Annotated in this window: 22 protein-coding genes; 13 read left to right on the forward strand and 9 right to left on the reverse strand. The window is 69.2% G+C overall.

Annotation, left to right across the window (positions count from 1 at the left end; all coding sequences use genetic code 11):
• Positions 1 to 151: 151 nt before the first annotated feature.
• The 5 genes from ACTG9Q_RS00380 to ACTG9Q_RS00400 all read right to left on the reverse strand — a co-directional run bounded on the left by ACTG9Q_RS00380 (position 152) and on the right by ACTG9Q_RS00400 (position 4966).
• Positions 152 to 811: a lytic polysaccharide monooxygenase auxiliary activity family 9 protein gene (locus ACTG9Q_RS00380; protein ID WP_455570516.1), complete on the reverse strand. Its 660-nt coding sequence runs from the start codon at positions 809 to 811 to the stop codon at positions 152 to 154.
• Positions 812 to 926: 115 nt separating this feature from the next.
• Positions 927 to 1553, reverse strand: coding sequence for a putative glycolipid-binding domain-containing protein (locus tag ACTG9Q_RS00385; protein ID WP_455570517.1), 627 nt, complete (start codon positions 1551 to 1553; stop codon positions 927 to 929).
• Positions 1550 to 1741, reverse strand: coding sequence for an antitoxin (locus ACTG9Q_RS00390; RefSeq protein WP_455570518.1), 192 nt, complete (start codon positions 1739 to 1741; stop codon positions 1550 to 1552). The genes ACTG9Q_RS00385 and ACTG9Q_RS00390 overlap by 4 nt, the downstream gene beginning before the upstream one ends.
• Before the next feature lie 85 nt (positions 1742 to 1826).
• Positions 1827 to 3722, reverse strand: a complete 1896-nt coding sequence (locus ACTG9Q_RS00395) for an FUSC family protein (RefSeq protein ID WP_455570519.1) — start codon at positions 3720 to 3722, stop codon at positions 1827 to 1829.
• Between the two features lie 65 nt (positions 3723 to 3787).
• Positions 3788 to 4966 carry a Cys-Gln thioester bond-forming surface protein gene (locus tag ACTG9Q_RS00400; protein WP_455570520.1) on the reverse strand — a complete coding sequence of 393 codons (1179 nt, stop codon included), beginning with the start codon at positions 4964 to 4966 and terminating at the stop codon, positions 3788 to 3790.
• A gap of 318 nt (positions 4967 to 5284) precedes the next feature.
• Here ACTG9Q_RS00400 and ACTG9Q_RS00405 point away from each other — a divergent pair, with 318 nt between their 5' ends.
• On the forward strand, positions 5285 to 5983 hold the full coding sequence (locus ACTG9Q_RS00405; protein ID WP_455570521.1) for a hypothetical protein: 699 nt from the start codon (positions 5285 to 5287) through the stop codon (positions 5981 to 5983).
• On the opposite strand, the gene ACTG9Q_RS00410 is transcribed toward ACTG9Q_RS00405, so the two are convergent.
• Both ACTG9Q_RS00410 and ACTG9Q_RS00415 read right to left on the reverse strand, forming a co-directional pair.
• A complete protein-coding gene (locus tag ACTG9Q_RS00410) occupies positions 5980 to 7638 on the reverse strand; it encodes a DUF885 domain-containing protein (RefSeq protein WP_455570522.1) in 1659 nt (552 codons plus the stop codon). The two genes, ACTG9Q_RS00405 and ACTG9Q_RS00410, sit on opposite strands and share 4 nt — an antisense overlap.
• Before the next feature lie 44 nt (positions 7639 to 7682).
• A complete protein-coding gene (locus ACTG9Q_RS00415; protein WP_455570523.1) occupies positions 7683 to 8162 on the reverse strand; it encodes a GbsR/MarR family transcriptional regulator in 480 nt (159 codons plus the stop codon).
• A 66-nt stretch (positions 8163 to 8228) separates the two neighbouring features.
• On the opposite strand from ACTG9Q_RS00415, the gene ACTG9Q_RS00420 reads away from it, so the two are divergent.
• The 10 genes from ACTG9Q_RS00420 (at position 8229) to ACTG9Q_RS00465 (ending at position 16980) form a co-directional block, all read left to right on the forward strand.
• On the forward strand, positions 8229 to 9119 hold the full coding sequence (locus tag ACTG9Q_RS00420; RefSeq protein WP_455570524.1) for an ABC transporter ATP-binding protein: 891 nt from the start codon (positions 8229 to 8231) through the stop codon (positions 9117 to 9119).
• On the forward strand, positions 9116 to 10705 hold the full coding sequence (locus ACTG9Q_RS00425) for an ABC transporter permease (RefSeq protein ID WP_455570525.1): 1590 nt from the start codon (positions 9116 to 9118) through the stop codon (positions 10703 to 10705). The genes ACTG9Q_RS00420 and ACTG9Q_RS00425 overlap by 4 nt, the downstream gene beginning before the upstream one ends.
• A gap of 140 nt (positions 10706 to 10845) precedes the next feature.
• A complete protein-coding gene (locus ACTG9Q_RS00430) occupies positions 10846 to 12108 on the forward strand; it encodes an MFS transporter (protein ID WP_455570526.1) in 1263 nt (420 codons plus the stop codon).
• 141 nt (positions 12109 to 12249) lie between these two features.
• Positions 12250 to 12447: a hypothetical protein gene (locus tag ACTG9Q_RS00435; RefSeq protein WP_455570527.1), complete on the forward strand. Its 198-nt coding sequence runs from the start codon at positions 12250 to 12252 to the stop codon at positions 12445 to 12447.
• Positions 12448 to 12520: 73 nt separating this feature from the next.
• Entirely contained in the window at positions 12521 to 12994 is a 474-nt protein-coding gene (locus ACTG9Q_RS00440) for a hypothetical protein (protein ID WP_455570528.1), read from the forward strand.
• A 200-nt stretch (positions 12995 to 13194) separates the two neighbouring features.
• A complete protein-coding gene (locus ACTG9Q_RS00445; RefSeq protein ID WP_455570529.1) occupies positions 13195 to 13752 on the forward strand; it encodes a CGNR zinc finger domain-containing protein in 558 nt (185 codons plus the stop codon).
• Positions 13749 to 14285, forward strand: a complete 537-nt coding sequence (locus ACTG9Q_RS00450; protein ID WP_455570530.1) for a GNAT family N-acetyltransferase — start codon at positions 13749 to 13751, stop codon at positions 14283 to 14285. Before ACTG9Q_RS00445 ends, ACTG9Q_RS00450 begins: the two co-directional genes overlap by 4 nt.
• Before the next feature lie 397 nt (positions 14286 to 14682).
• Positions 14683 to 15069, forward strand: a complete 387-nt coding sequence (locus tag ACTG9Q_RS00455; RefSeq protein WP_455570531.1) for a hypothetical protein — start codon at positions 14683 to 14685, stop codon at positions 15067 to 15069.
• Entirely contained in the window at positions 15066 to 16151 is a 1086-nt protein-coding gene (locus ACTG9Q_RS00460) for a helix-turn-helix domain-containing protein (protein WP_455570532.1), read from the forward strand. Before ACTG9Q_RS00455 ends, ACTG9Q_RS00460 begins: the two co-directional genes overlap by 4 nt.
• Positions 16144 to 16980: an ABC transporter permease gene (locus tag ACTG9Q_RS00465; RefSeq protein ID WP_455570533.1), complete on the forward strand. Its 837-nt coding sequence runs from the start codon at positions 16144 to 16146 to the stop codon at positions 16978 to 16980. The genes ACTG9Q_RS00460 and ACTG9Q_RS00465 overlap by 8 nt, the downstream gene beginning before the upstream one ends.
• Positions 16981 to 17183: 203 nt before the next feature.
• On the opposite strand, the gene ACTG9Q_RS00470 is transcribed toward ACTG9Q_RS00465, so the two are convergent.
• Positions 17184 to 17507, reverse strand: coding sequence for a hypothetical protein (locus ACTG9Q_RS00470; RefSeq protein ID WP_455570534.1), 324 nt, complete (start codon positions 17505 to 17507; stop codon positions 17184 to 17186).
• Between the two features lie 83 nt (positions 17508 to 17590).
• On the opposite strand from ACTG9Q_RS00470, the gene ACTG9Q_RS00475 reads away from it, so the two are divergent.
• Entirely contained in the window at positions 17591 to 18352 is a 762-nt protein-coding gene (locus ACTG9Q_RS00475) for a DUF5131 family protein (RefSeq protein ID WP_455570535.1), read from the forward strand.
• A gap of 12 nt (positions 18353 to 18364) precedes the next feature.
• On the opposite strand, the gene tcmP is transcribed toward ACTG9Q_RS00475, so the two are convergent.
• Positions 18365 to 19717 carry a three-Cys-motif partner protein TcmP gene (gene tcmP / locus ACTG9Q_RS00480; RefSeq protein WP_455570536.1) on the reverse strand — a complete coding sequence of 451 codons (1353 nt, stop codon included), beginning with the start codon at positions 19715 to 19717 and terminating at the stop codon, positions 18365 to 18367.
• 323 nt (positions 19718 to 20040) lie between these two features.
• Between tcmP and ACTG9Q_RS00485 the strand changes: the two genes are divergently transcribed.
• Entirely contained in the window at positions 20041 to 21930 is a 1890-nt protein-coding gene (locus tag ACTG9Q_RS00485) for a hypothetical protein (protein ID WP_455570537.1), read from the forward strand.
• Positions 21931 to 21944 lie beyond the last annotated feature (14 nt).

Below are 21944 nucleotides of genomic sequence, written 5' to 3' on the forward strand. Positions count from 1 at the left end.
TTCCGATTTTGACGATACTCGAACGCGCGTTCGATGGCCGCTGGATTTTCGGGGGTTCACTCAGGGCGAAACCGATCGCCGCCAAACAGGGAAAAGCCGGCCCGGCGCAGGAGGACCCGCGCCGGGCCGGCACTTCCCGAATCGAGCCGGACTAGCCGAAGTTCACGTCACTGCACCACATGTAGGCCTGGTCCAGGTGCGACGCCTGCCAAATCGTGAACACCACGTGGTGGCCCCGGTAGGAGCCATTGGTCTGGATGTTGAACGAGATGTTCTGCGCCGGGGCGTACCGGCCGGTCTGCGTGATGAAGTCGAGGTTGCCCCAACCAAGGCGCTGGGTGGCGGGGTTGAACCCGTTCTTGCTGACGTAGACCCGGAAATAGTCGGCACCGTGGCTGGCCTGGTCGAACAGCCGCATCGTGAAGTTGCTGCCGACGTTGGTCATCCGCCACTGGCCGGGGGTGTTCAGGGCGTTGTTGCGCGAGAGGTTGTTGCTGCACAGCGTTCCGTCGGGGGTGGCCCCCTGGAAGTTGCCGCGAAGCCCGTCCCGCAGCGCGCTCATCCAGTTCCACATGGTGTCGGAGTTGGACTGCCACGCCTGCCAGCACATGGGGTCTTGCTGCTGCATGATGGGGTTCATGTGCTGGCTGCCCCAAGCCTGGTGGCACTGGTAGGCGCGGGTGGCGGGACTGACGATGGTCCCGTGCGCCGAGGCCGTGGGGGTCCAGAGGAACATGCTGGCCAGCAGGGTGAGGACCAGGGCGGTGATGCCCCGCCTGGTGGCCGACCTGGAGGTACTGCGCATACGCATGGAGGGGTTCCGTTCTCCCGATGATTGAGCGGTGGTGATCAACAGGGAGCGCTCCCAGAGCAACCATCAGACTATACGTCACCCTCCGAAACTTCAACGAAACAGCGCGTACTCGTCAGAGTCGCCGGGCGACACCCGGGTAGTCGACCACGATGCCGTCGTTGTCGATGCGGATCTCCGTGGTCGCGCCGCCGCGGGTGAGGGCGATCGTGGCGCCGTCGTCATCGAGGGCCACCGTGCGGTAGAGGTGCCGCACGACGGTCACGGACAGGTCAGGCAGCGACACCGACACCACCGGGATCTCGAACTCCCCCGCCGAGCGGTGCAGGCCGAGGTGGCGCACCGGCAGCGTGGCGAAGGTGACCGCGCCGAGGACGTCCACGGTGACCGCGCCGTCGAAATCCGCGCGCTGGGAGCTGTTGCCCTGGTCGAGGAGCCAGAGGCCGTCCTCGCTGCGGCTGAGCGACATCTGCCGCTCGTGCTCGGCGGTCGTGGTGCGCAGCAGCACCCGTCCGGCGGCGTCGCCCTTGTCGACCGACGCCTCGAACGAGGCGCTGTAGGCCTCCGCCCCGATCTGCGGGTCCGCGGCCGCGACGAGCCTGCCGTAGGCGCGCAGCCGCGCACCGCCGATGAGCACGCGCACCGACTCCAGCCGCGGCGGGTCGGCGCCCTGCCAGGTGTGCACGACAGCGGAGCGGGCAGCCTCGACCGCCCGCTCCGGCGTGATCGGTTCCGAACTCACGCCTGGTTACCTGGCTTGTCCGGGATCATGTCCTGGATCTTGTCCACCACCTGGTCGACCTTCTCGTCGTGGCCGAACTTGCCCTTGGCGAACTCCCCGGCCTTCTCCACGCCCTGCTCGATCTTGTCGCCGTGCTCCTCGACGAGCCCCTCGGCCTTCTTCTTCAGCTCGTTGAAGTCAATGCCCATCGTCAAACTCCTCCGCACTCCGGCGAGCCCTTGGGCAGGGTACCCAACCGCGCTCGCGCAGCCCATGCCGCGCGGCCCAACCTACTCATTCCCCAGGAACGCGCGAGTCGGCGAGCCCGGGCCCGCGCAGCACGGCCCGCACCGCGGAGATCTCGGCGGAAACCCTGGTCAGCGGCGGTTCAGCGGGTAATTCACCCTCTAGGGGCTTGCGCTGCGCGCGCACCGACGCGGCGGTGTCGCGGACCGCGGCGGCCAGGGCCGCGACGGCGGCGGGATCGGCCCGCCCATCGCGGGCCGCGGCCAGCACCGCCCCGGTGACCGCGTCGGTCAGCCGCTCCATCGTCATGATCACCGGCCACCACGCCGCCGCCTGGCGGCCCGCGCGGAAGGGCTCGACGAGCGACTGCTGGAACACCGTGCGCAGGTCGGCCAGCGCCCGGTAGCAGGCCCGGCGCAGCGTCGAGCGCTCCCGCGGCTCGGGCCCCAGGGCGTCGCCGAGGTAGTCGGCGAGCAGGTCGAGGGCGTCGGCGAGGTCCGCGCCGACCCGGGGCCTGCGCGCGCCCGGCCACAGCAGGTAGCCGAAGACCAGCACGATCACGCAGCCCAGCGCGGTGTCCAGCAGCCGGGCGCCGACCAGGCCCCACTCGCCCGCGTTGGCCAGGTCGAGCTGCACGATCACCAGCGGGGTGACGAACGTGCTGAACATGCCGTAGTTGCGCACCTGCCCGATCGGCAGCCCGATGGCCACCACGGCGACGATGAGGACCAGCAGCCACGGGCTCGGATCGATGGCCAGCACCGCGGCGCCCAGCAGCACCCCCGCGACCGTGCCCAGCCCGCGCAGCACCGCCCGCCCGAACACCGACCCGAAGTCCGGCTTGAGCACGATCGCCACGGTCAGCGGCACCCAGAACGAGTGCTCCAGCGGCAACAGCTCCCCCGCCAGCACAGCCAGCCCGACGCAGAGCGCCAGGCGCAGCACCAAAGACCACGTGACCGCGCCCAGCGCGACGGTGTCCCACCACTGTCGGACCCGCTCGCCCAGCGGACGGGCGTCGGCGCGGTGGTCGGTGTCGTCGTCGCCGCGGCGGAACTCCGCGACCGCGCGCAGGCCCGCGTGCAGTTGGCGCACGGCGGGACCGGCGTCCGCCGGGGCCTCGGGCGGCTCGGCCAGCGGCTCGCGGACCCGGATGCGCAGGGCGGCGTCGAACAGGTACGAGGCGACCGCGGGCGGCGCGGGGCGGCTCGCGTTGACCAGGGCGACGGCGGCCTCGATGGCCGGCGTGGTCTCGGTCAGCAGGACGAACAGCCGCCGGTACGAGCGGTCGCGGCCCGCCAGCCGGGAACGGGCCTCCAGCAGGGCGTCGTAGGCGCGGTCGAGGGCGCTGGTGAGGCCGCGGCGGGCCTCGCGGGCCTGCTCGGTGCCACTGGCGGCGAGCATCGCGGCCAGCTCCTCGTAGACCGCGGCGACGGCGTCGCGTTCCACCGCGGCTCCGCTCACCGGCCACGCCGCCAGGGCGAGCGCGGCGGCCAGCAGGGCGCCCGCGGCGAAGCAGCCGGTGGCCAACCAGGGGTCGGCGGCCTGCCCGGTCCCGACGACGGCGAACACGAGCAGTTGCAGCCCCGCCATGGACGCGGTGCTGCCCGCCGCGCTGATGAACGCCGAGACCGCCGCGATCACGACCAGCAGCAGCCACGCGGGCTCGACGAGCGTGCCCAGCAGGTAGCCGAGCGTGCCCAGCAGCGCGGCGGCGCCTATGCGCTGCGCTCGGTAGCCGTAGGGCCCATCGGCGTCGGCGAAGGTCACGCACAGCGCGCCGATGGAGACGAGCACGCCGATCTGCCCGTGTCCCAGCGCCAGCCCGACCGCGATCGGCCCGGCAAGCGCTATCGCGGCGCGGATGGCGCGCTTCCAGGGAATGGGGACCGGGTTCTGCGTCAGCAGTTCGCGGAGCCAGTGCGGGGCGGCCACATCGGTCACGGTCCGACCGTAAACGCCCGAGTCCCCGCCCGGATGACCGGACGGGGACTCGGGGACGCGATTGGCTACGCGGCGGACTTGCGGCGGCGCTGGTAGATCAGCGCGCCCGCACCCGCGCCCAGCAGGCCGAGGCCCACCAGGATCGGCACCAGGATGCTGGCGCCGGTGTTGGGCAGCTCGTCACTCGGGACCGGCGCCGGGGCCACCGAGGTGGTCGTCGGCGGCGCGGTGGTGACCGGCGCGGTGGTCGTCGTCGGCACGGTGGTGGCCGTGGTGGTGGTCGGCGGCACGGTCCGCGCGACGGACCAGACGCCCTTGGCCATGGCCTCGACCTTGGTCTCGGCGGACTGGGCGACGATCAGCGACTGCGCGGGGTGCTTGGCGTAGTCCTCGCCGACGAACAGGCGTCCGACGTCCACCTTGGACAGCGTGGTCAGCCCGAAGGTGCCGTTGCCCGCCTCGGCGTCAGCCGGGATCTTGAGGAACAGCTTGGTGCCGTCGTCGATGTCGGTGACCTTGACCTCGTTGCCGTCGGCGTCGGTCAGCTGGACACCCTCGGGCAGCTCGCCCAGGATCTTGGTGATCTGGCCGTTGGTGGTGACGGTGAACGGGCCCACCAGCTCACCGGTCTCGCCCTCGACGGTCTCGGGGTTGATCTCCAGCACCGGGGTCGGCTGCATGCCCTGGTCGACGGCCTCGGTGGTCAGGTACTCGTAGAGCGCCCAGATGTCCTGGTTGGCGTCGTCGCGATCGGACGGGTCGTCCTTGTCCAGCTCGACGCCGTCGCTGAAGTGCCAGATCGCGGCCTGGGTGGCGGAGACTGCCTCGTGCTGCTCAAGGCCGTCCTGGCTCCACCCGAGGTCCAGCTTGTTCAGCTCCGCGATGTTCTTGACCGGGAAGCCGTGGTGCAGCACCCAGTTGAGCTTGCCGCGGTTGACGTGGAACGGGGAGTTGGCGTTGGGGTAGCCGTCCCACGGGACCTCGACCATGTCCTGCTGGTCGGTCGCGCCCACGTTGATCTCTACACAGTAGACCTTCAGGTGGCCGCCACCGTGCATGTCCAAATGGAGCAGCGATGCCTGGTAGGCGCCATCGCGCCCGACGATGTTCAGGCCGACGCCCTCGACCTTGTTGTCCTTGTCCAGGCGCCCCTTGGCGGCCTCGGCCACCGCGGGCAGCGCGGCCGTCCCCACCAGCAGCGCGGTCGCCGCGAGCGCGGCCCCCACACGACCCAGCTTGCCCATCGACTGTCCTCTCAAGTCACTTGGCCATCAATTGATCAGCTCACCCTGTGATCAACTCTGTGATCAACTCTCTGCGGGGAATGATCAATCGTTCCGGCGAGGCGCACTCTACTGAGCGGACAATTAGTCACTTCTCCGGGGTCTGCTTCATCGGAATTGAAACAGGACGCTCACTCGAATGGACCACGCGACACCATGGGGCATCGGCGGGAAGTGTCCCCGCGACCTGCGCTCGGCGGCTAAGGTCGCCTCGTGCAGGGGTGGCAGGAGGAACCGATCTGGCACGGCGAGGAGAGCCCGCCGGATCGAGACCCAACCGTGACGGATACCCCCTCGACGCTGCCCGCGATCATCGGCATCACGGCGATCATCGCAATTGTCGGCGCGGTCATCGCAATAGTGGTTCTCCACGGCGGCGGCGAGTCCGGTGTCGCCGTTCCCGCACCTCAGCAGACGACCGCGCCTCCGGGCGCCATCGACATCGACAACCAGGCCGCGCGTCTGTCCTACCGAGTCCCGCAGTCCTGGACGCCGATGCCCGACGCCGCTCCCGAGGTCCTGGGCGTGGAGTTCACCGGGGCGGCGAGCTTCGGGCTCTACCCGTGCGGCGGCGCGGAATACAGTCGTGCTTTCGCTGTCAGCGCGGCCGTGCAGAGCAGCGGTAATGCCGAACTGTCCCCGCGCGCCACCGCGGAGCGCTTCGCCGCCGAATTCGCCGCCACCTATTTCACCGGGGCCCGCCCCGGGACCGTTGAGGCCGGGACCGCCGAGATCGACGGCCACGCGGCCGTCCTGGTCACCCTGCCGCTGGAGATCGACGCCGAGGACCCGCTGTGCCAGGCGACCGGTGGACTCATCTCCGTGGTGGCCGTCGACCTGGACAACGCCGCCTCGGCCGACAAGCCCGGGGTGGCCATGCTGGTGATCGTCAGCGACAGCGAGGGCGGGCCCGACGAGCCCGCCCCGCTGCCCGAGGACGACATCCGCTCGGTCATCGCGAGCGTGCGGGTTCGTTAGGACCAGGCGCTGACCACGTCATCGAGCACCGACAGCGGGAGCATCCCGTTGCACAGGACGACGTCGTGGAAGGCGCGGATGTCGAAGTCCGCGCCCAACCGCGCCTCGGCGGCGCGCCGGATGCGCTGGATCTCCAAGCGGCCCACCATGTACGACAGCGCCTGGCCCGGGTACGCGATGTAGCGGTCGACCTCGGAGTTGATGTCCAGCGCCGCGAGCGGGGTGTTCTCCCGCAGGTAGGCGACAGCGCGCGAGCGGCTCCAGCCCTTGGCGTGCAGTCCGGTGTCCACGACCAGCCTGCCCGCGCGCATCGAGTCCATGGCGAGCATGCCGATGCGGGCCAGGTCGTCGGAGTACAGGCCCATCTCGTCGGCGAGGCGCTCGGTGTAGAGGCCCCAGCCCTCGGAGTAGGCGTTGACGTCGGCGATGCGCCTCAGCAGCGGCAGGTCGGTCAGCTCAAGGGCCAGAGTGAGCTGGAAGTGGTGACCGGGCACGGCCTCGTGGAACGCGGTCACCTCCGACAGGAAGCGGTCACGCTCCTCGGCGCGGTCGGTGTTGGCGTAGTAGACGCCCGGGCGCAGCCCGTCCAGCGACGGGGCCATGTAGTACGCGGCGGGCGCTCCCGCGGCCTCGGTCGCGGGCACCGGCTCGACCTGGCAGCGCTGGCTGGGCAGCCTGCCGAACCACTTCGGCGCCTCGCCCTCGGCGCGCTTGATGGCGGCGCGGGCGTCGTCGAGCAGCTCGTCGCCGTCGCGCCAGCGCAGCGCGGGGTCCTCGATCAGGCGCTGGAAGATCGCGGCCTGGTCGCGGGTGCCGAACAGGCGCTCGCCCAGCTCGGCGTACTCCTCGCGCAGCGCGGCGATGAGGTCGAGGCCGGTCTGGTGCAGCTCCTCGGGGGTGCGGTCCGTGGTGGTGTGCACGCGGGAGAGCGCGGCGTAGGCGGCCTCGCCGTCGGGCAGCGCGCACAGGCCGGGGCGGTCCTCGGGCCTGCCGTGCGGGGCGATCTCCTCGACCAGGGCCTGGCGGTAGCGGGCGAAGGCGGGGCGCACGACCTCGGCGACCACGCGCTCGCGCTCGGCGGCGAAGCCCTTGTCCTCGCCGGTGAGGGCCTGGGACAGCAGCGGGTCCGGGGCGCCCGCGGCGAGGTAGCGGTCGACGTGCGCGGCGGCGTTGTCGACCAGCCGCCGCACGGGCACGCGGCCCGCCGTGATGCCCTCGCGGTGGCGCGCGGCGACGGCGTCGAGGTAGGCGGGGATGGCGCGCAGCCGGGCCAGGTAGGACGCGGCGCGGTCGGCGTCGGGGAGGGCGACCATCGGCAGGAACGACAGCAACCCGGAGGCGGGCCCGACGAACAGGTCGGTGACGGTGTACTCGGTCATCCTCGAGTCGATCCGGTCGATCACCGACCCGGCCTGCTGGGCGACGACCTTGGCGGTGATCGCGGACTGCCCGCTGAGGCCGGTGAGGGCCGCGGCCCGCGCGGCGATGTCGACGGCCAGCGCGCGTGCCCTGGCCTCGGCTTCGGCGGAGGGGTCGCCGAGGCGGTCGTCGTAGCCGGGCACGCCGATCAGGGTCGCGTTGAGCGGCTCGGTGTCGAAGACCAGCGCGGTCAGCTCGTCAGCCAGGGCCGTGGCCGGGTCATCCGCAGATGTCATGCGGCGACATTACGTAGTTGGTCGTCACACGGCGACAAAGGGCCCTACGAACGCGCCTCCTCTTGGGCGCGCCAGCGATCCATCACCTGGCCCAGTTCCTTCTGGATGAAGATGAAGAACCGGCGGGTCGTGGCCAGCCGCTCGGCGGCCGGACCGCTCTCGCCGAGCGCGTCGATGCCCTCGCTCAAGGCGGCCGACCAGTTCTCCAGGAGCTTGTCGCGGTTGGTGAAGGCCTCCATCCAGGTGTGGTCGCTGACCATGTAGTGATCGCGGCGCTCGCCGGGCTCGCGGCCCCTGGCCACCAGACCGACCTGCTCCAGGTAGCGCACGGCCCCGGAGACCGCCGCCGGGCTCACTGTCAGGGCCGCGCTCAACTCCGTCGCGGTCATCCGGCCGGAGTCGGTGGCCATCAGGCAGGCGAAGACGCGGGCGGGCATGCGGGCCATCCCGCCGTCAGCGAGCAGCAGGGCGAAGCGTTCCACGAAGCGCGCGATCGCCTGCGGGTCCTTCTCGGTCACAGCCACCTCCGCCGACGATATTAACGCTTTCCTAACGTTCACAACTTTGTGAACGCAGAGTAAGTTCTGAACATGACCACCGCAATCTCGGTGTCCGGCCTCGTCAAGACGTTCGGCCCGACCCGCGCGCTCGACGGTCTGGACCTGACCGTGCGAACCGGTGAGGTCCACGGCTTCCTCGGCCCGAACGGCTCCGGGAAGTCCACCGCCATCCGGGTCCTCCTCGGCCTGCTGCGCGCCGACTCCGGGCAGGCGAGCCTGCTCGGTGGCGACCCGTGGCGCGACGCCACCGCCCTGCACAGCAGGCTGGCCTACGTCCCGGGCGACGTCTCGCTCTGGCCCACCCTCTCCGGCGGCGAGGTGATCGACCTGCTCGGCCGCCTGCGCGGCGGCCTGGACAACCGCAGGCGCGACGAGCTGCTGGAGCGCTTCGACCTCGACCCCCGCAAGAAGGGCCGCACCTACTCCAAGGGCAACCGGCAGAAGGTCGCCTTGGTCGCCGCGCTCGCCTCCGACGTCGAGCTGCTGATCATGGACGAGCCCACCTCCGGACTCGACCCGCTGATGGAGTCGGTCTTCCAGGAGTGCGTGCTGGAGGAGCGCGACCGCGGGCGGACCGTCCTGCTGTCCAGCCACATCCTCGCCGAGGTGGAATCGCTGTGTGACCGGGTGAGCATCATCCGCCTCGGCCGCACGGTCGAGACCGGCACGCTGTCCGAGCTGCGCCACCTCACCCGCACGACCATCAGCGCCGAGCTGGCCGGGCCGCCGAACGGGCTGGCGGGACTGGCGGGCGTCCACGACCTGGAGGTCCGGGGCAACCACGTGTCCTTCGACGTGGAGACCGCCGCGCTCGACGACGCCCTGCGCGCCTTGTCCGAATCCGGCGTGCGGGCCCTCACCAGCCAGCCGCCGACCCTGGAGGAGCTGTTCCTCAGGCACTACCAGGACGTGCGGTCATGAAAGGCACCCTCGCGCTCGTCCGCCTCGCCCTGCGGCGCGACCGGGTCATCCTGCCCATCTGGATCGCGCTGCTGGGCCTCGTGCCCGCCTCGACCATCGCCGCCTACGACCAGCTCTACCCCGACGCCGCCTCCCGCGCGGCGCTGGACATGAGCGCGGGCAGCAACCCGTCCATCGCCGTGCTGTACGGCAAGGCGTACGACCTGAGCACCGCGGGCGGCTTCACCGCGTGGCGGTACGGGCTGTTCCTGGCCCTGTTCACCGCGCTCATGGCGATCTTCACCGTCACCCGGCACACCCGCGCCGAGGAGGACAGCGGGCGCCTGGAGCTGCTCGGCTCCGCGGTCGTGGGCCGCTACGCCGCGCTGAGCGCGGGCTTCGGGGTCGCGGCCGGGGCCAGCCTGGTCATCGGCGTGCTCATGGCCGCGGGCCTGACCAGGGCGGGGCTGCCCGGCGGGCCGTCGTTCCTGCTCGGCCTCGGGGTGGCGGGCACGGGCACGGTCTTCGCGGCGGTGTCGGCGACGACCGCGCAGCTCACCGAGTACGCCCGCTCGGCCAACGGGCTGGCCACGACCGCGCTCGGCGTGGCGTTCCTGCTGCGCGGGGTCGGCGACTCCACCGTGTCCCTCGGATGGCTGTCCTGGCTGTCCCCGCTGGGCTGGCCGCAGCTGGCCCAGCCGTACGTCGAGGACCGCTGGTGGGTGCTGGTGCTGCCGGTGGGCGCGACGCTGGTCTTCGGCGCGCTGGCGTACTCGCTGGTCGTGCGGCGGGACCTGGGCGCGGGCCTGCTGCCGCAGCGGCCGGGTCCGGCGCGGGCCCCGGCGTCGCTCAACGGGCCGCTCGGGCTGGCCTGGCGCCTGCAGCGCGGCGGCCTGCTCGGCTGGACCGTGGGGATGGCGCTGGTGGGCGCGGTCTTCGGGTCGATCGCCAGCGGGGTCACCGACCTGGTGGGCACCAGCGAGCAGGTGCGCGAGATCTTCACCAGGATGGGCGGCTCGCAGGCCCTCGTCGACACCTTCCTCGCCGCGATGGCGAGCGTGTTCGGGGTGCTGGCCGCGGTGTACGGCGTGCAGGCCGTGCTGCGGATGCGCGCCGAGGAGGTCGCCGTGCGGGCCGAGCCGGTGCTGGCCGCGGGCGCGGGACGGCTGTCCTGGCTGGGCTCGCACCTGGTGTTCGCCCTGGGCGGGCCCGCCGTGCTCCTGGCCGTGTCCGGTCTGGCGATGGGGCTCGGGCACGGGCTGCGCGCCGGTGATGTCCCGCTGCAGGTCGGCCATGCCTTGCAGGGCACGCTGGCGCAGGTGGCCGCGGTGTGGATCGTCGTCGGGGTGGCCGCGCTGCTGTTCGGCGTGCTGCCGAGGGTGTCGGTGCCCGCCGCGTGGGCGGTGCTCGCCGCCGTGGTCCTGCTGACGCTGTTCGGGCCCGCGTTGCGGCTCGACCAGTGGGTGATGGACGTCTCCCCGTTCACCCACGTGCCGAAGATCCCCGGCGCCGAGCTGACCGTGGCGCCGCTTCTGTGGCTGGCCGCGGTGGCCACGGCGCTGCTGGCCGCGGCGCTGACGGCGTTCCGGCGGCGCGACATCGGCTGAGCGCGCGGAGAACCGCGGAGTCCTGGGGGCTCCGCGGTTCTCCCCTGTGCGGGAATGCGCGGTCCGGCTTCTCAGTTGACCCGAACGGGTGGCGACGGCCTATAGTTTGCCTAGCTAACAATCCTTGGGGGGTCCTTCGGGTGAGCGCGGTGTCCACGGTGTCCAAACCACCCACGCTTCCCCACGAGGTGTGGGTGATCATCGCCGCGAACTTCGTGATCGCGGTCGGGTTCGGCCTCGTCGCCCCGGCGCTGCCCACCTTCGCCCGCGGTTTCGACGTCAGCGTCACGGCCGCGTCCATCGTGATCAGCGCGTTCGCCGTGGCCCGTCTGGTGTTCGCGCCGGCGGCGGGTCGGCTGGTGACGGTGCTCGGCGAGCGCTGGGTGTACATCGTCGGCCTGCTCGTCGTCGCGGTCACCACGGGGGCGTGCGCGTTCGCCACGGAGTACTGGCACCTGCTCGCCCTCCGCACGCTGGCGGGCACCGGGTCGACGATGTTCACCGTCTCCGGCATCGCGCTGATGATCCGGCTGACCCCGGCGCCGCTGCGCGGGCGGGCCTCCGGGCTCTGGGGCACGAGCTTCCTGCTGGGCAACGTCGCGGGTCCCATGGTCGGCGGCGGGCTCATCGCCATCTCCCTGCGCGCGCCGTTCCTGGTCTACGCGGCGTCGTTGCTGCTCGCGGTGCTCATCGTGTGGTTCTCGCTGCGCAAGTCGACCCTCATGGCGCCCGCGGGCGATGACGCCGTACCCGCCATGTCGCTGCGCGCGGCCCTGCGGGACAGCGGGTACCGAGCGTCGCTGATGTCCAGCTTCGCCAACGGGTGGGCGGTGTTCGGCGTCCGCACCGCGCTCATTCCGCTGTTCATCACCGAAGTGTTGCGGCGCGAGGACTCCTTCGCGGGCACGGCGCTGGCGCTGTTCGCGGCGGGCAACGTCGCGATGCTGCTGGTGTCCGGGCGGCTCTCGGACCGGATCGGGCGCAAGCCCCTGCTCATCGTCGGGCTACTGGTGGCCGGGGCCTCGACGGTGTGGGTCGGGTTCACCGACTCGACGCTGGAGTTCATCCTGGCCACGATCGTCGCCGGGTTGGGGACGGGGGTGTACGCGCCGTCGCAGCAGGCCGCGGTGGCCGACGTCCTGGGCAAGGCGCGCGGCGGCCAGGTGCTCGCGGTGTTCCAGATGAGCGCCGACGTGGGCGCCATCCTCGGTCCGATCATCACCGGACTGCTCGCCGACAAACTCTCCTTCACCGCCGCGTTCGGTGTCACCGGCGCAATGCTGCTGGTCGCGGCACTGGTGTGGTTGCCTGCCAGAGAGACCATGCCGCGGCCGTCGGATCATCCGCACCCGACGCCGGAAGAGGCGGTCGGAGTGGAAATGCCTGCCAAGCCCGCGGAGTAAACCGCCGAACGTTTCCATCGCCGGTGTGGATCACTACTCCATTGGTGCGCATTCACCGCGCTCTGCCAGGATTGGTCTGCGGAGCGGGGAATGCGGTGAGACCCTTGGGGGTACCTGCTGGGCACACGGGCAGGTAGGCGGGTGACCTCTATGGCGACCACGATGCTCTGGATCGCGGCGGGCGTGCTCATCGTCCTGTTCGCGGCATGGCGGCTGCGCCGCGCGAACCACGCAGTGGAGACAATCCTGCGCGAGGAACGCGAGCGCGCCGACCTGGAGCCCGCCGCGGTTCCCGACCCCGAGCCCCAGCGGGCGGGCAGGAACCGCAAGTACCGCTGAGCGATTTGTGGACAACTCCACCCCCTGTGGACAACTTCTCCGGCGGTCCGGCGATCCGCCCTAGCGTGGCGGCATGGCATTCACCTTGGAACACACCGCGACCCACCGGACCACGACCTACACCCTGACCGTCACGGCGCACGACGACGGCCACGTCTCCCTCGACCTGCTCGGCCTGACCGACGCGGACGGCATCGTCGCCAAGGGCGATCTGAGCCTGCCGCCCGGCGGCGCCGCGCAGGCGTCGAAGCTGCTCACCAGGGCGTTGACCGCGATCAGCGCCCTGGAGGGCAGGCGCCGCGTCGGCTCGGCCCCGAACGCCCACGCCCCGTGGGACCACGACCAGGACGCCGCCCTGCGCGGCGCCTGGCAGAGCTACCCGGAGACGACCCCGGCCACGTCGGCGATCCGGGAACTGGCCACCGCGCGACAACGCTCCCCCGGCGGCATCCGCGCCCGCCTGTCCCGCCTCGGCTGCGATCCGGACGTGCCCGGCCGGATGCTCAGTCCCGAATCGGCGAGCCTGCTCGGCCGGACCACCACCTGAATGGAGTACATCCATCCCCAGGCGATCCACAGCTTTCTGTGGATCGTCTGGGATTCCCCTCCGCCGGACCGCTGGGAGCCTCCACAACGCCAATAAAAGTTCACCCGAGCACCCTCGACACCGCGGTGGCCGAGATCAGCGCCGCCGCCTCGCGGTTAATCAGTGGCTGACGGTTGCAACCCTCCGCTATCGTCAGCCCCATGACCGCAGTCGAGTTCCCCATCCTCGGCACCGAGCCGCTCCCGGTGGAGTTCGCCAACACCCTCTACGGCAGCGGCGACACCCTGACCGACTTCCTGCGCACCCCCGAGTGGACGTCCCTCTGGTTCGCCGAGGCCACCCCCGACCCGCCCCCCGTCAGCGACGCCCGCGCCCGAGCCCTGCGCGACTGCGTCCACCGCCTGCTCACCGCCAAAGCCGACGCCCACCCGCTGAACCCAGCCACGGTCGCGACGTTGAACACCTTCGCCGCGGCAGCCCCCACCACCCTCGCCCTGCACCAAGACGGCGCAGGCGATTGGAGCCCCACCTGGACCGACACCGTCACCGGTGAGCCCGCCCTCCTGGGCCGGATCGCCACCTGCGCCATCGAACTGCTGACCGGCGCCGACGCCACCAACCTGCGCCGCTGCCCGGCCCCCGACTGCGGCCTGCTGTTCGTCAAGAACCACTCCCGCCGCCGCTTCTGCCACCCCTCCTGCGGCCACCGCGACCGCCAAGCCCGCTATTACCGCCGACACTCCCGGGACAACCGATGATCACCTGGCGCACACTCACCCCCGCCGACTTCCCCATGCTCGCCCAATGGCTGGCCGCCCCCCACGTCCACCGCTGGTGGCACCACGAATTCACCCCGGAAGCCGTGGAACGCGACTTCGGCCCCACCTACCGCGGCGAAGACCCCTGCGAGGACCTGGTGGTCCACCTCGACAACACCCCGGTCGGCCTACTCCAACGCTCCCGAATCGCCGACTACCCCGAGGACTTCGCCGAACTCTCCACCGCCGTCCCCGTGCCCCCCGACGCCATGTCCATCGACTACTTCATCGCCGACCCCGCCCTCACCGGCAAGGGCCTGGGCACCCAGATCATCCGCACAGCCGTAGAACACACCTGGCAAGACCACCCCAGAACCCCAGCCATCATCGTCCCCGTAGTAGCCGCCAACCCAGCCTCCTGGCGAGCCCTGGAAAAAGCAGGCGCCACCAGAATCGCCACCGCCAACCTGGCACCCGACAACCCCATCGACGACCCCAAACACCACATCTACCAATTCGACCGGCCGTCATAGCGTGGCCAGCATCGTCATGGGAGACGACCTTGCCTTAACAAGAATAAACCGCAGTCAGACCGAGGTCCGACTGCGGTATCCGTATGGCGCGCCCGAAGGGATTCGAACCCCTAACCTTCTGATCCGTAGTTCCGGTTACCTGGTGCTGGCCAGTCCGCGCCAGTCCCGCCAATCCGGATAAGTCCAGGTCAGAGGCAATGAGAGTCCGCGCCAGTCCAATCCGTACCGGCTGGTTCCGGAACGTTCGGGCACCCTTCGGGCACCCACAGAGAGACCTCTCAGTCCGAAAAGGACATCCGATCAACCAGCACACCGGCCCGGTCGAGCGCCACTCCCGGGTCGGGCATCGGACTTCTGAGAGGTACCCAAGTTGACCGACCGCCCACCTACCCTGGACGTGCACGCGGCGCTGGACAGCGCCGACGAGACGCAGCTCCGCGCCGTGATCGACGCCCACGGCGACCGAGCCATGTGGGAACGTGAAGCCCGCATCGCCACCAACCCGCAGAGCGCCGCGGTCGCCAAGGCGGCTCTGGCAGAGGTCCCCGCCGTGACCGCCATGGAGGCGCTGGCCGCGACCACCCGCCTACTGACCCTGATGACCGGCCGCCGGTGGATCACGATCCTGCACGCCCGCGAAGACGGAGCCACCTGGGCCGAAGTCGGCGAAGCAATGGGCACCGACGCCGAAACAGCACGTTCCTGGAACGCCGACAACATTGCGGCCCAGCGACGACACCTGCCCGACTGGCACGACTCGTCGCGAGCGGAGGCCGTCCTGTGAGCCCCGGAACGTTTAGCGGCACACCCCTGGCCCGCGGCCCGATGGGCGGCGACAGCTACACCCAGGTCCACCGAGGCGTCTTCCGCGACCCGCGCCTGTCCGCCAAGGCCAAGGGCATCTTCGGCCTCCTATCAACCCACACCGACGGCTGGCAGGTCTCCATCGAAACCCTGGCCGCCGACATGCGCGACGGCCGCGACGCCATCCGCACCGCCCTCCGCGAGCTGGAGACCCACCACTACCTGATCCGCGCCCAGGAGCGCCGCGAAGGCGGTGCCTTCGGCGGCGGCGCCTGGTTCTACACCGACCTACCCGCCCAGATCCGTGCCCTGGGCATCACCGACGACGCACTGATCGCCGAAAAGGTCACGGAGGCGTTCACCGAGTGGCAAAACACCAGATCACGGCCGACGACGAATAACCCGTCATCGGTTCTGACCAGCGAAAACCTCAACTTGCCCACAGGCTCTGTGGACAAGCGGCCCGTTCGATCACGTTGGCCCAGGTCGGGACCGACGACGGGTTTCCCGCCGACGGACAACCCGCCAGCGGTTCAGCCGCCAGCGGCAAATCCGCCCTATAAGAAGAGAATTGATCAGAAGACCATCAGCAGGCAGTCAGACGCCTCCGCCGAACACACCGCCGCTGTCTGCCTGCCTGACGAACCTCCGGCCGGACAGACCCCACCAGACACCCCCGGCTCACGCGTCCTGCGGACCTTGCGGCTAGCACGCCCGGTCACGACACAGATCGTCCGGCAGCACCATGCCGCAGTGACGGCACTCCTGGAGACCTCGCCCGAAGCCGAGCTGATCGCCCACCTGGAGCGCGAGACCACCGGAGACCAAGTAACCAACCCACTCGGCTTGCTCGTCGCGGTGATCCGCAGCACCGGCCCCTACCTTCGCAACGACCGTCCCGGCACGGACGCCCACCGTCCGCCGCTGCCCCCGCCATGCGGGCGATGCGATGCTCGCCCAACCGACCACCCCGCCGCCCGCATGATCACCACCCAGTCGCGGCCACCACGTCCATGCCCTCGCTGTCACCCATCGACCTTCAAGGCGGCCCACCGTGGCTGACGCAACCATGACCAACGGAACTCTGGTCGACGCAGTCCGCACCCGAGTAGCCGACGACCTGGCCCGCACCGGCGTTCGCCCCGGCCGCCGCCGACTCGCCCGCGACCTCGGCGTCACCGAGCACGCAGTCCGCCAAGCCCTCGACGCACTCGCCGCCGAGCAGAAGTCCCGGCACCAGCCTTCCGACGTTCTCCGCTCGGGCGCCACCCCATCCGACGCCCCAGCAGGCGAGGACACACCCGCCCACCTGACGCCCAACCCGCCCGGGCGGCCGACGGGCGAACCCGAGCCGTCCCACGCCCACCCGCCGGTTGTTGTTGATCACACACCGGGCGAGCCGATCACGGAGACCGCAGCCGCCCGCGCCCGTCCGGGCGGCCGAGTGCACCCGGCACGGCGCTGGCCGCTCTTGCTGATCGCCCTCCCGGCATTCGTAGCGATTTGGGGCGGTTGGGTCGGTCTCGGCCGGATGGCTGGCTTCGGCCCAGTCGAGCCGCTGCCTGGCATCGCCACCTTCACGATCGACCTGGCGATCACGCTTCCGATTAGTGTCGAGGTGTACTCGGCCTTCGCACTCTCGGTGTGGCTCAGCGGTCGAGCCCACGGCCAGGCCGCCCGCCAGTTCGCCTCCTGGTCGGCGCTGTCGTCCCTACTGGTTGGTGCCGCCGGTCAAGTGGCGTACCACCTGATGGAGGCCGCCGGGACCACCGTGGCTCCGTGGTGGGTAACCGCTGTGGTCGCAACCCTGCCGGTCGGCACTCTCGGCATGGCCGCAGCTCTGCATCACTTGATCGCCGAGGGCTCCCGCATCGACGAGGCTGGTCAATAGCGGTCCGATGGCGGTGCTCTGGACGACGGACCGGGGCACCGCTACGGCGATCGCGGTGAGCGCGTCTCGACCGGTCCGTTTGTCACTTCACCTGGGACTTGGGGTGGCTAACTGGCCGCTGTCTTGGACCAGCGAATACATCGGATGCCGTGGTGATCAGTCCTCCACCCGTCTGCCGAACACGCATACGGTGTCGGCCTCCGTCAACGCGGTTCGACCACATTTGCTTGCGCTTGAGACTGTGCTCGCAACTCCTCCGCCCAGGCCCATGCCTTGCTGGGGTTGCGTAGGTAGAACCGGTGCCGGGAATCGCCATGGGGGATCGGTGTCAACAAGCCGAGGGTGACGAGAGCACGGAGCGATCCCTGGAGGTTGCTGATGGTGACGTCGAGGCGGTTTGCAAGATCGGTGAGGGAGACGAAGCCGTCGTCGGTGTCGAGCACCGCAAGCATGACCTCAAGGCGGTAGCGCTGCCCGAAGGCGGCCTGCGACATCTCCCGCAGATGGACCCGATCTAGTGAAGCCATGCGATCGAGCTTACGACATTTTCTTACGAGCTTCTCGTAAGATCAGCCTGCAGGCAGACTGTGGCGCTGAACAGGAGTGTGTGATGGCTGGTCGTTCGACGATCGAGTGGACCGAGGTCACCTGGAACCCAACGACGGGCTGCGATCGGATCTCTGCGGGTTGCGACAACTGCTACGCGTTGGCGCTGGCAAAGCGCCTTAAGGCGATGGGGACCGAGAAGTACCAAACGGACGGCGATCCAAGAACGTCAGGGCCTGGTTTCGGAGTCGCGCTGCATCCGGACACACTCGACCAGCCCTACCACTGGCGGAGTCCGCGGGTGGTCTTCGTTAACTCGATGAGCGACTTGTTCCACGCCAAGGTGCCGTTGACCTTCGTCCGGCAGGTGTTCCAGGTGATGGCGAACACTCCGCAGCACACCTACCAAGTTCTGACCAAGCGATCAGCCCGCCTTCGCAAGCTCGCCGGTAAACTGGACTGGCCGCCGAACGTGTGGATGGGCGTCAGCGTGGAGGACTCGACCAAGGTAAGCCGCGTCGACGATCTCAGGGAAGTACCGGCAGCAGTACGCTTCCTGTCGTGCGAGCCGCTCTTGGGCCCGTTGCCGAACCTCAACCTGAACGGCATCGCGTGGGTCATCACCGGTGGCGAATCTGGGCCCAACGCTCGTCCGGTTGATTCGGCCTGGGTACGAGAGATTCGGGACGCGTGCTTGAATTCTGAAGTCGCCTTCTTCCACAAACAATGGGGCGGACGCACACCGAAGGCAGGCGGCAGGGAACTCGACGGCCGAGTGTGGGACGAGATGCCCCAATTGGTGGAAGCTGGCCGAACCTCTGGATGACCGGGCCCAATGTCACGCCCGCCAAATGGACTGCTTCTCGATCACGACCTTGGTGTCCCGCGGCCTCACAAGTCCGTGCTTCGAAAGCCGTTCCCAAGCCTTCTTGAGGTGCTTGCCCTCGGCGAGACCTAGGGTGGCCCCGAAGATCAATGCCATGTCATCACACACGTTTACGTGGCCACGAGTTCGAACGAGCTGTTCAAGGTTGGCTTCGATCTGGCCGGTCCATTCCTCGTGCCGCTGCCGCTCAATCCGCTCGTACTCGCCCTGGGTGATCTCCGGTATCAGCGCTCCACCGAAGAGGTCCCCCTGATCGCCTTGCGCTTCCAGTGCCAAGCGCTTGCTCAGTGCGATTTGGTGGTTGTTCTCACGCCAAGTCGCGTTGGCCTTGGCCGCAGCTTCGGCTATACACCACCTCCCGTGCGGATGGAAGGTGAAGTGCACCAACCAGTACACCGGTATGTCTTGCTCTGGAGTGTTCCTTACCGGAATCAATGTAGCCTGACACTTTCCCTTAGAAACTGCGCGTATCCGTTCGTTGACCACAGCACAAAGTCGTTGTGCGTACCCGTTGACGAGCTCTTCCACAGCTCGCCCTCCGGAGGAGTGCTTCAAGTAAACCTGACGCCACCAAGGACCACCTAAGACCGCGTCTAGCCGATCGAGGGTGGTTTGCTGCTGTCCGGTGGGCGACTCTGTATTTAGGAAACCTCCTGCCCGGGAGAACGCCATCGAGATAAAGTTCAGCAGGATCTCGGTCTTGCTGCCCCATCCCTTACGGGGACGGGTAAGAACTCTTACAACTTCGTCAAAGCTGGGACCCAAGCCATAAGGGTCGATGAACATGAACAGCGGATCGTCACCTGCGAACTTCAACGCTTCGCCCAAGTGGGCACTTGCCTTGCCCCGTTGAGCTCGCCACTCCGCTCCCTCCGGCATGTTGGCTCGTAGCACAGCTTCAAGTCGCAAGTGGCTGTCAGGTCGCGCCTCAACGAACACGGACGCAATATTCCTGTGCGCAGCACCAGAGGCACCGAGCATCCCCGATACGTTCCGAGCGATCAGGAGTGGACTGCCTGGCGTCCCATCCTCGTACAGGCCCGGACCCGCATGGGTGTCGACATAGACGAGACGCTTGCTGGTTTCCGTCGAGGCAGTCTTCCCAGCGAACTTCGGAAAGTAGTTCTTTAGCAGCGCATGCTTAAACACTGCGGCCGACTTCTTGGAAACGAAGAACGGGTCCCCTACCGCTTCGTTCGCTGAACCGGTCTCGCCACCGAGTTCGTAGTCGACCAACTCCTCGACGGTCAGACCGTCCGTCGAGGCACCGTCCCCTATCTCAGCTCCACGCTCGTCCGCGCCCATCTAGCCCACCCTTCACAGGGTTCGTGACCGACGTATGACTCTCCGCACCCGCCACGCTACGCACATGTGTTCCCGATTCGCCAGAATGGAACGCACTCCGTGCGCAGTCAGCGGCCTATCGAGTGACAGGCGTCGGCCCTATTGCCTACTTCTGCGTCTCGCGCTGCCGACGACCAGCAGCTCGTGCGGCAAGACTCGACCATGGTGGCTGCTACGCGTAACAGGAACCTAGATAAGCCGGGTTATCAGTAGCAAGCACCTGCAATCTAGTCTGCGTCCTCGTACTCTCCGGGTGGACGGAAGACTGACCGTGGAGGTGTGCTGTGGAGAACGCGGCGCCTACGTTGACGTTGCAGGACGTCGCGGATCTTGCTCGTGTCCGTCGTCCGGTCGTGAGCATGTGGCGCAACCGGCCGCGCGTCCGCGGTCTGCATGTGCCCTTCCCCGAACCTGTCGAGGTCTCGGGTGGGACAGAGCGGTTCCGTCGCGAAGACATCGTCGAGTGGCTGGAGCGCACAGGCCGGGGTAACAACCCCGAGGCGAATCTCGACGCACCAGCGTTAAGCGTGCCCGATGACGTGCCCCTGGATGAACTCGTCACGTGGCTCTGCCTCGCAGTATTGACGGGGGAGGAACTGGCGGAGACGACAGCGGAGAACCGCATCACCCTGGCGCGCGGTGTCGATCCCGACGACCGAGTGCTGTTCCGCGAGGTGGAGGCTTCCGTGCCGGCCGTCTGCACGCTGCGGTTCATCAACGACCTGGTTGAGGCGTCGTACGGCCCGCGCGAGGCACTCGACCGGCTGGACCAAGGAAGGGCCGCGCGGACGCTGGGCACTCGTGATCTCACCTCCGACGCAGTCGACCTCATCCACGCCGTCGCCGAAGCCTGTGCCCTCCACCTCGGCTCCGAGGGCGTGCCGCTCGTGCACGTCGGCCCGGCGTCGAGCGTGACGCTCGCGCTTGCCGACACCTTCACCCATCTCGTGGTGCCCGGCGGCACTCCGGAGTTGCGGGACATCAGACGTAGGGCGGCGATTCGCGAGATCGAGACCGTCGACGACGCGGCAGGCCCTGGCGTCCGAGTGCTGTCGGCTATCGGCAGGCCCGTTGACGAGGTGCTCGACCTGGTCGACAACCTCGTGCTCGATCTCGGCGAGGGTGAACTCGCGGTCGTCGTCGGCCCGGCTGGCGTTCTGTGTGACGAGCTACAGGGAGAGCAGGAGCGGCACCGAGCGCAGACTCTCCGCTCGGAGAGCCTCGCCGTCGCGCTGCGCCTTCCTCGGGGCATGTGGCGTGAGGCGCACCGGCAGGCGCTAGGCCTGTGGGTCTGCGCGACTGGAGGGGCAATGCAACGGCCGTTGGTCGCCGACTTGGCCGCGTTCACCCGAGAGGAGCTGGACCTCGGCGACCTCGCCTCCGACGTGACCGGCGTGCTGGCTTCCGCGCGAGGTCGTGCCTTCCGCTATCTTCGCCCGCACGACCTCCCGCCGATCCTGAGTGCCCGCACTGTCGTCGTGCCCCGTGGGGTGCGAGCACTGCGGCTCGCGACGACGGAGATCGAGCGGCACCTCGCCGTCATTAACACGGCCACCCTGGTGACGAGCGAGCCGATCCAGCCTTTCGACGTGCTGGCCGAACGCGCCTCCGGCGCGATGCTGCTGCGCAGGCGGTCACTGGGCGAACTGAAATACCTGGGACACGTGCGGGTGCTCCGCGGCAGCCGGATCGACCACGGTCACGACAATCCTGCTGGTTCCGTCGCGGTCCTGTCCGCGACCGAGCCACATGGCACTGCGCGCCTCGACCCGTTCGATGCGGCGCGGCTGTACCCGCGTGCCGTCCGAACAGATCCAGGGGACGTGGTGTTCGCGGAACGGCCACGCCCCATCGCGAGGGTCGACGACCACGGCGGATCGCTGGTGGCCTCTCCGTCGAAGATCCTCCGGATCGATTCGCAAGCTGGGATCGGCCCCCACGCGGTGGCGGCGATCATCAACCGGCTGCCGAACGAGCCCACAGAGTGGCAGACCTGGAGCGTGCCGATCCTCGACACCTCCGAGGTGGAGCAGTTAGAAGAGGCGCTTCTCGCCGCGGCGAACCACGAGACCACCCTCCGGCGGCACCTGGACGCGACGCGGGATCTCGTCACGGCCATGATCGGCGGAGTCGCCGCAGGCGCAGTGACTCTCACGACGCGAACAACACAGTAGGAAGGACGGGCAGC

It is taken from the genome of Actinokineospora lacus, from assembly GCF_053813445.1.

Coding starts and splice junctions, on each gene's coding strand:
- ACTG9Q_RS00420 (WP_455570524.1), top strand. CDS start 8,229: ATGACCACCGCAATCTCGGTGTCCGGCCTCGTCAAGACGTTCGGCCCG.
- ACTG9Q_RS00440 (WP_455570528.1), top strand. CDS start 12,521: ATGGCATTCACCTTGGAACACACCGCGACCCACCGGACCACGACCTAC.
- ACTG9Q_RS00475 (WP_455570535.1), top strand. CDS start 17,591: ATGGCTGGTCGTTCGACGATCGAGTGGACCGAGGTCACCTGGAACCCA.
- ACTG9Q_RS00390 (WP_455570518.1), bottom strand. CDS start 1,741: ATGGGCATTGACTTCAACGAGCTGAAGAAGAAGGCCGAGGGGCTCGTC.
- ACTG9Q_RS00425 (WP_455570525.1), top strand. CDS start 9,116: ATGAAAGGCACCCTCGCGCTCGTCCGCCTCGCCCTGCGGCGCGACCGG.
- ACTG9Q_RS00410 (WP_455570522.1), bottom strand. CDS start 7,638: ATGACATCTGCGGATGACCCGGCCACGGCCCTGGCTGACGAGCTGACC.
- tcmP (WP_455570536.1), bottom strand. CDS start 19,717: ATGGGCGCGGACGAGCGTGGAGCTGAGATAGGGGACGGTGCCTCGACG.
- ACTG9Q_RS00450 (WP_455570530.1), top strand. CDS start 13,749: ATGATCACCTGGCGCACACTCACCCCCGCCGACTTCCCCATGCTCGCC.
- ACTG9Q_RS00470 (WP_455570534.1), bottom strand. CDS start 17,507: ATGGCTTCACTAGATCGGGTCCATCTGCGGGAGATGTCGCAGGCCGCC.
- ACTG9Q_RS00445 (WP_455570529.1), top strand. CDS start 13,195: ATGACCGCAGTCGAGTTCCCCATCCTCGGCACCGAGCCGCTCCCGGTG.
- ACTG9Q_RS00400 (WP_455570520.1), bottom strand. CDS start 4,966: ATGGGCAAGCTGGGTCGTGTGGGGGCCGCGCTCGCGGCGACCGCGCTG.
- ACTG9Q_RS00380 (WP_455570516.1), bottom strand. CDS start 811: ATGCGTATGCGCAGTACCTCCAGGTCGGCCACCAGGCGGGGCATCACC.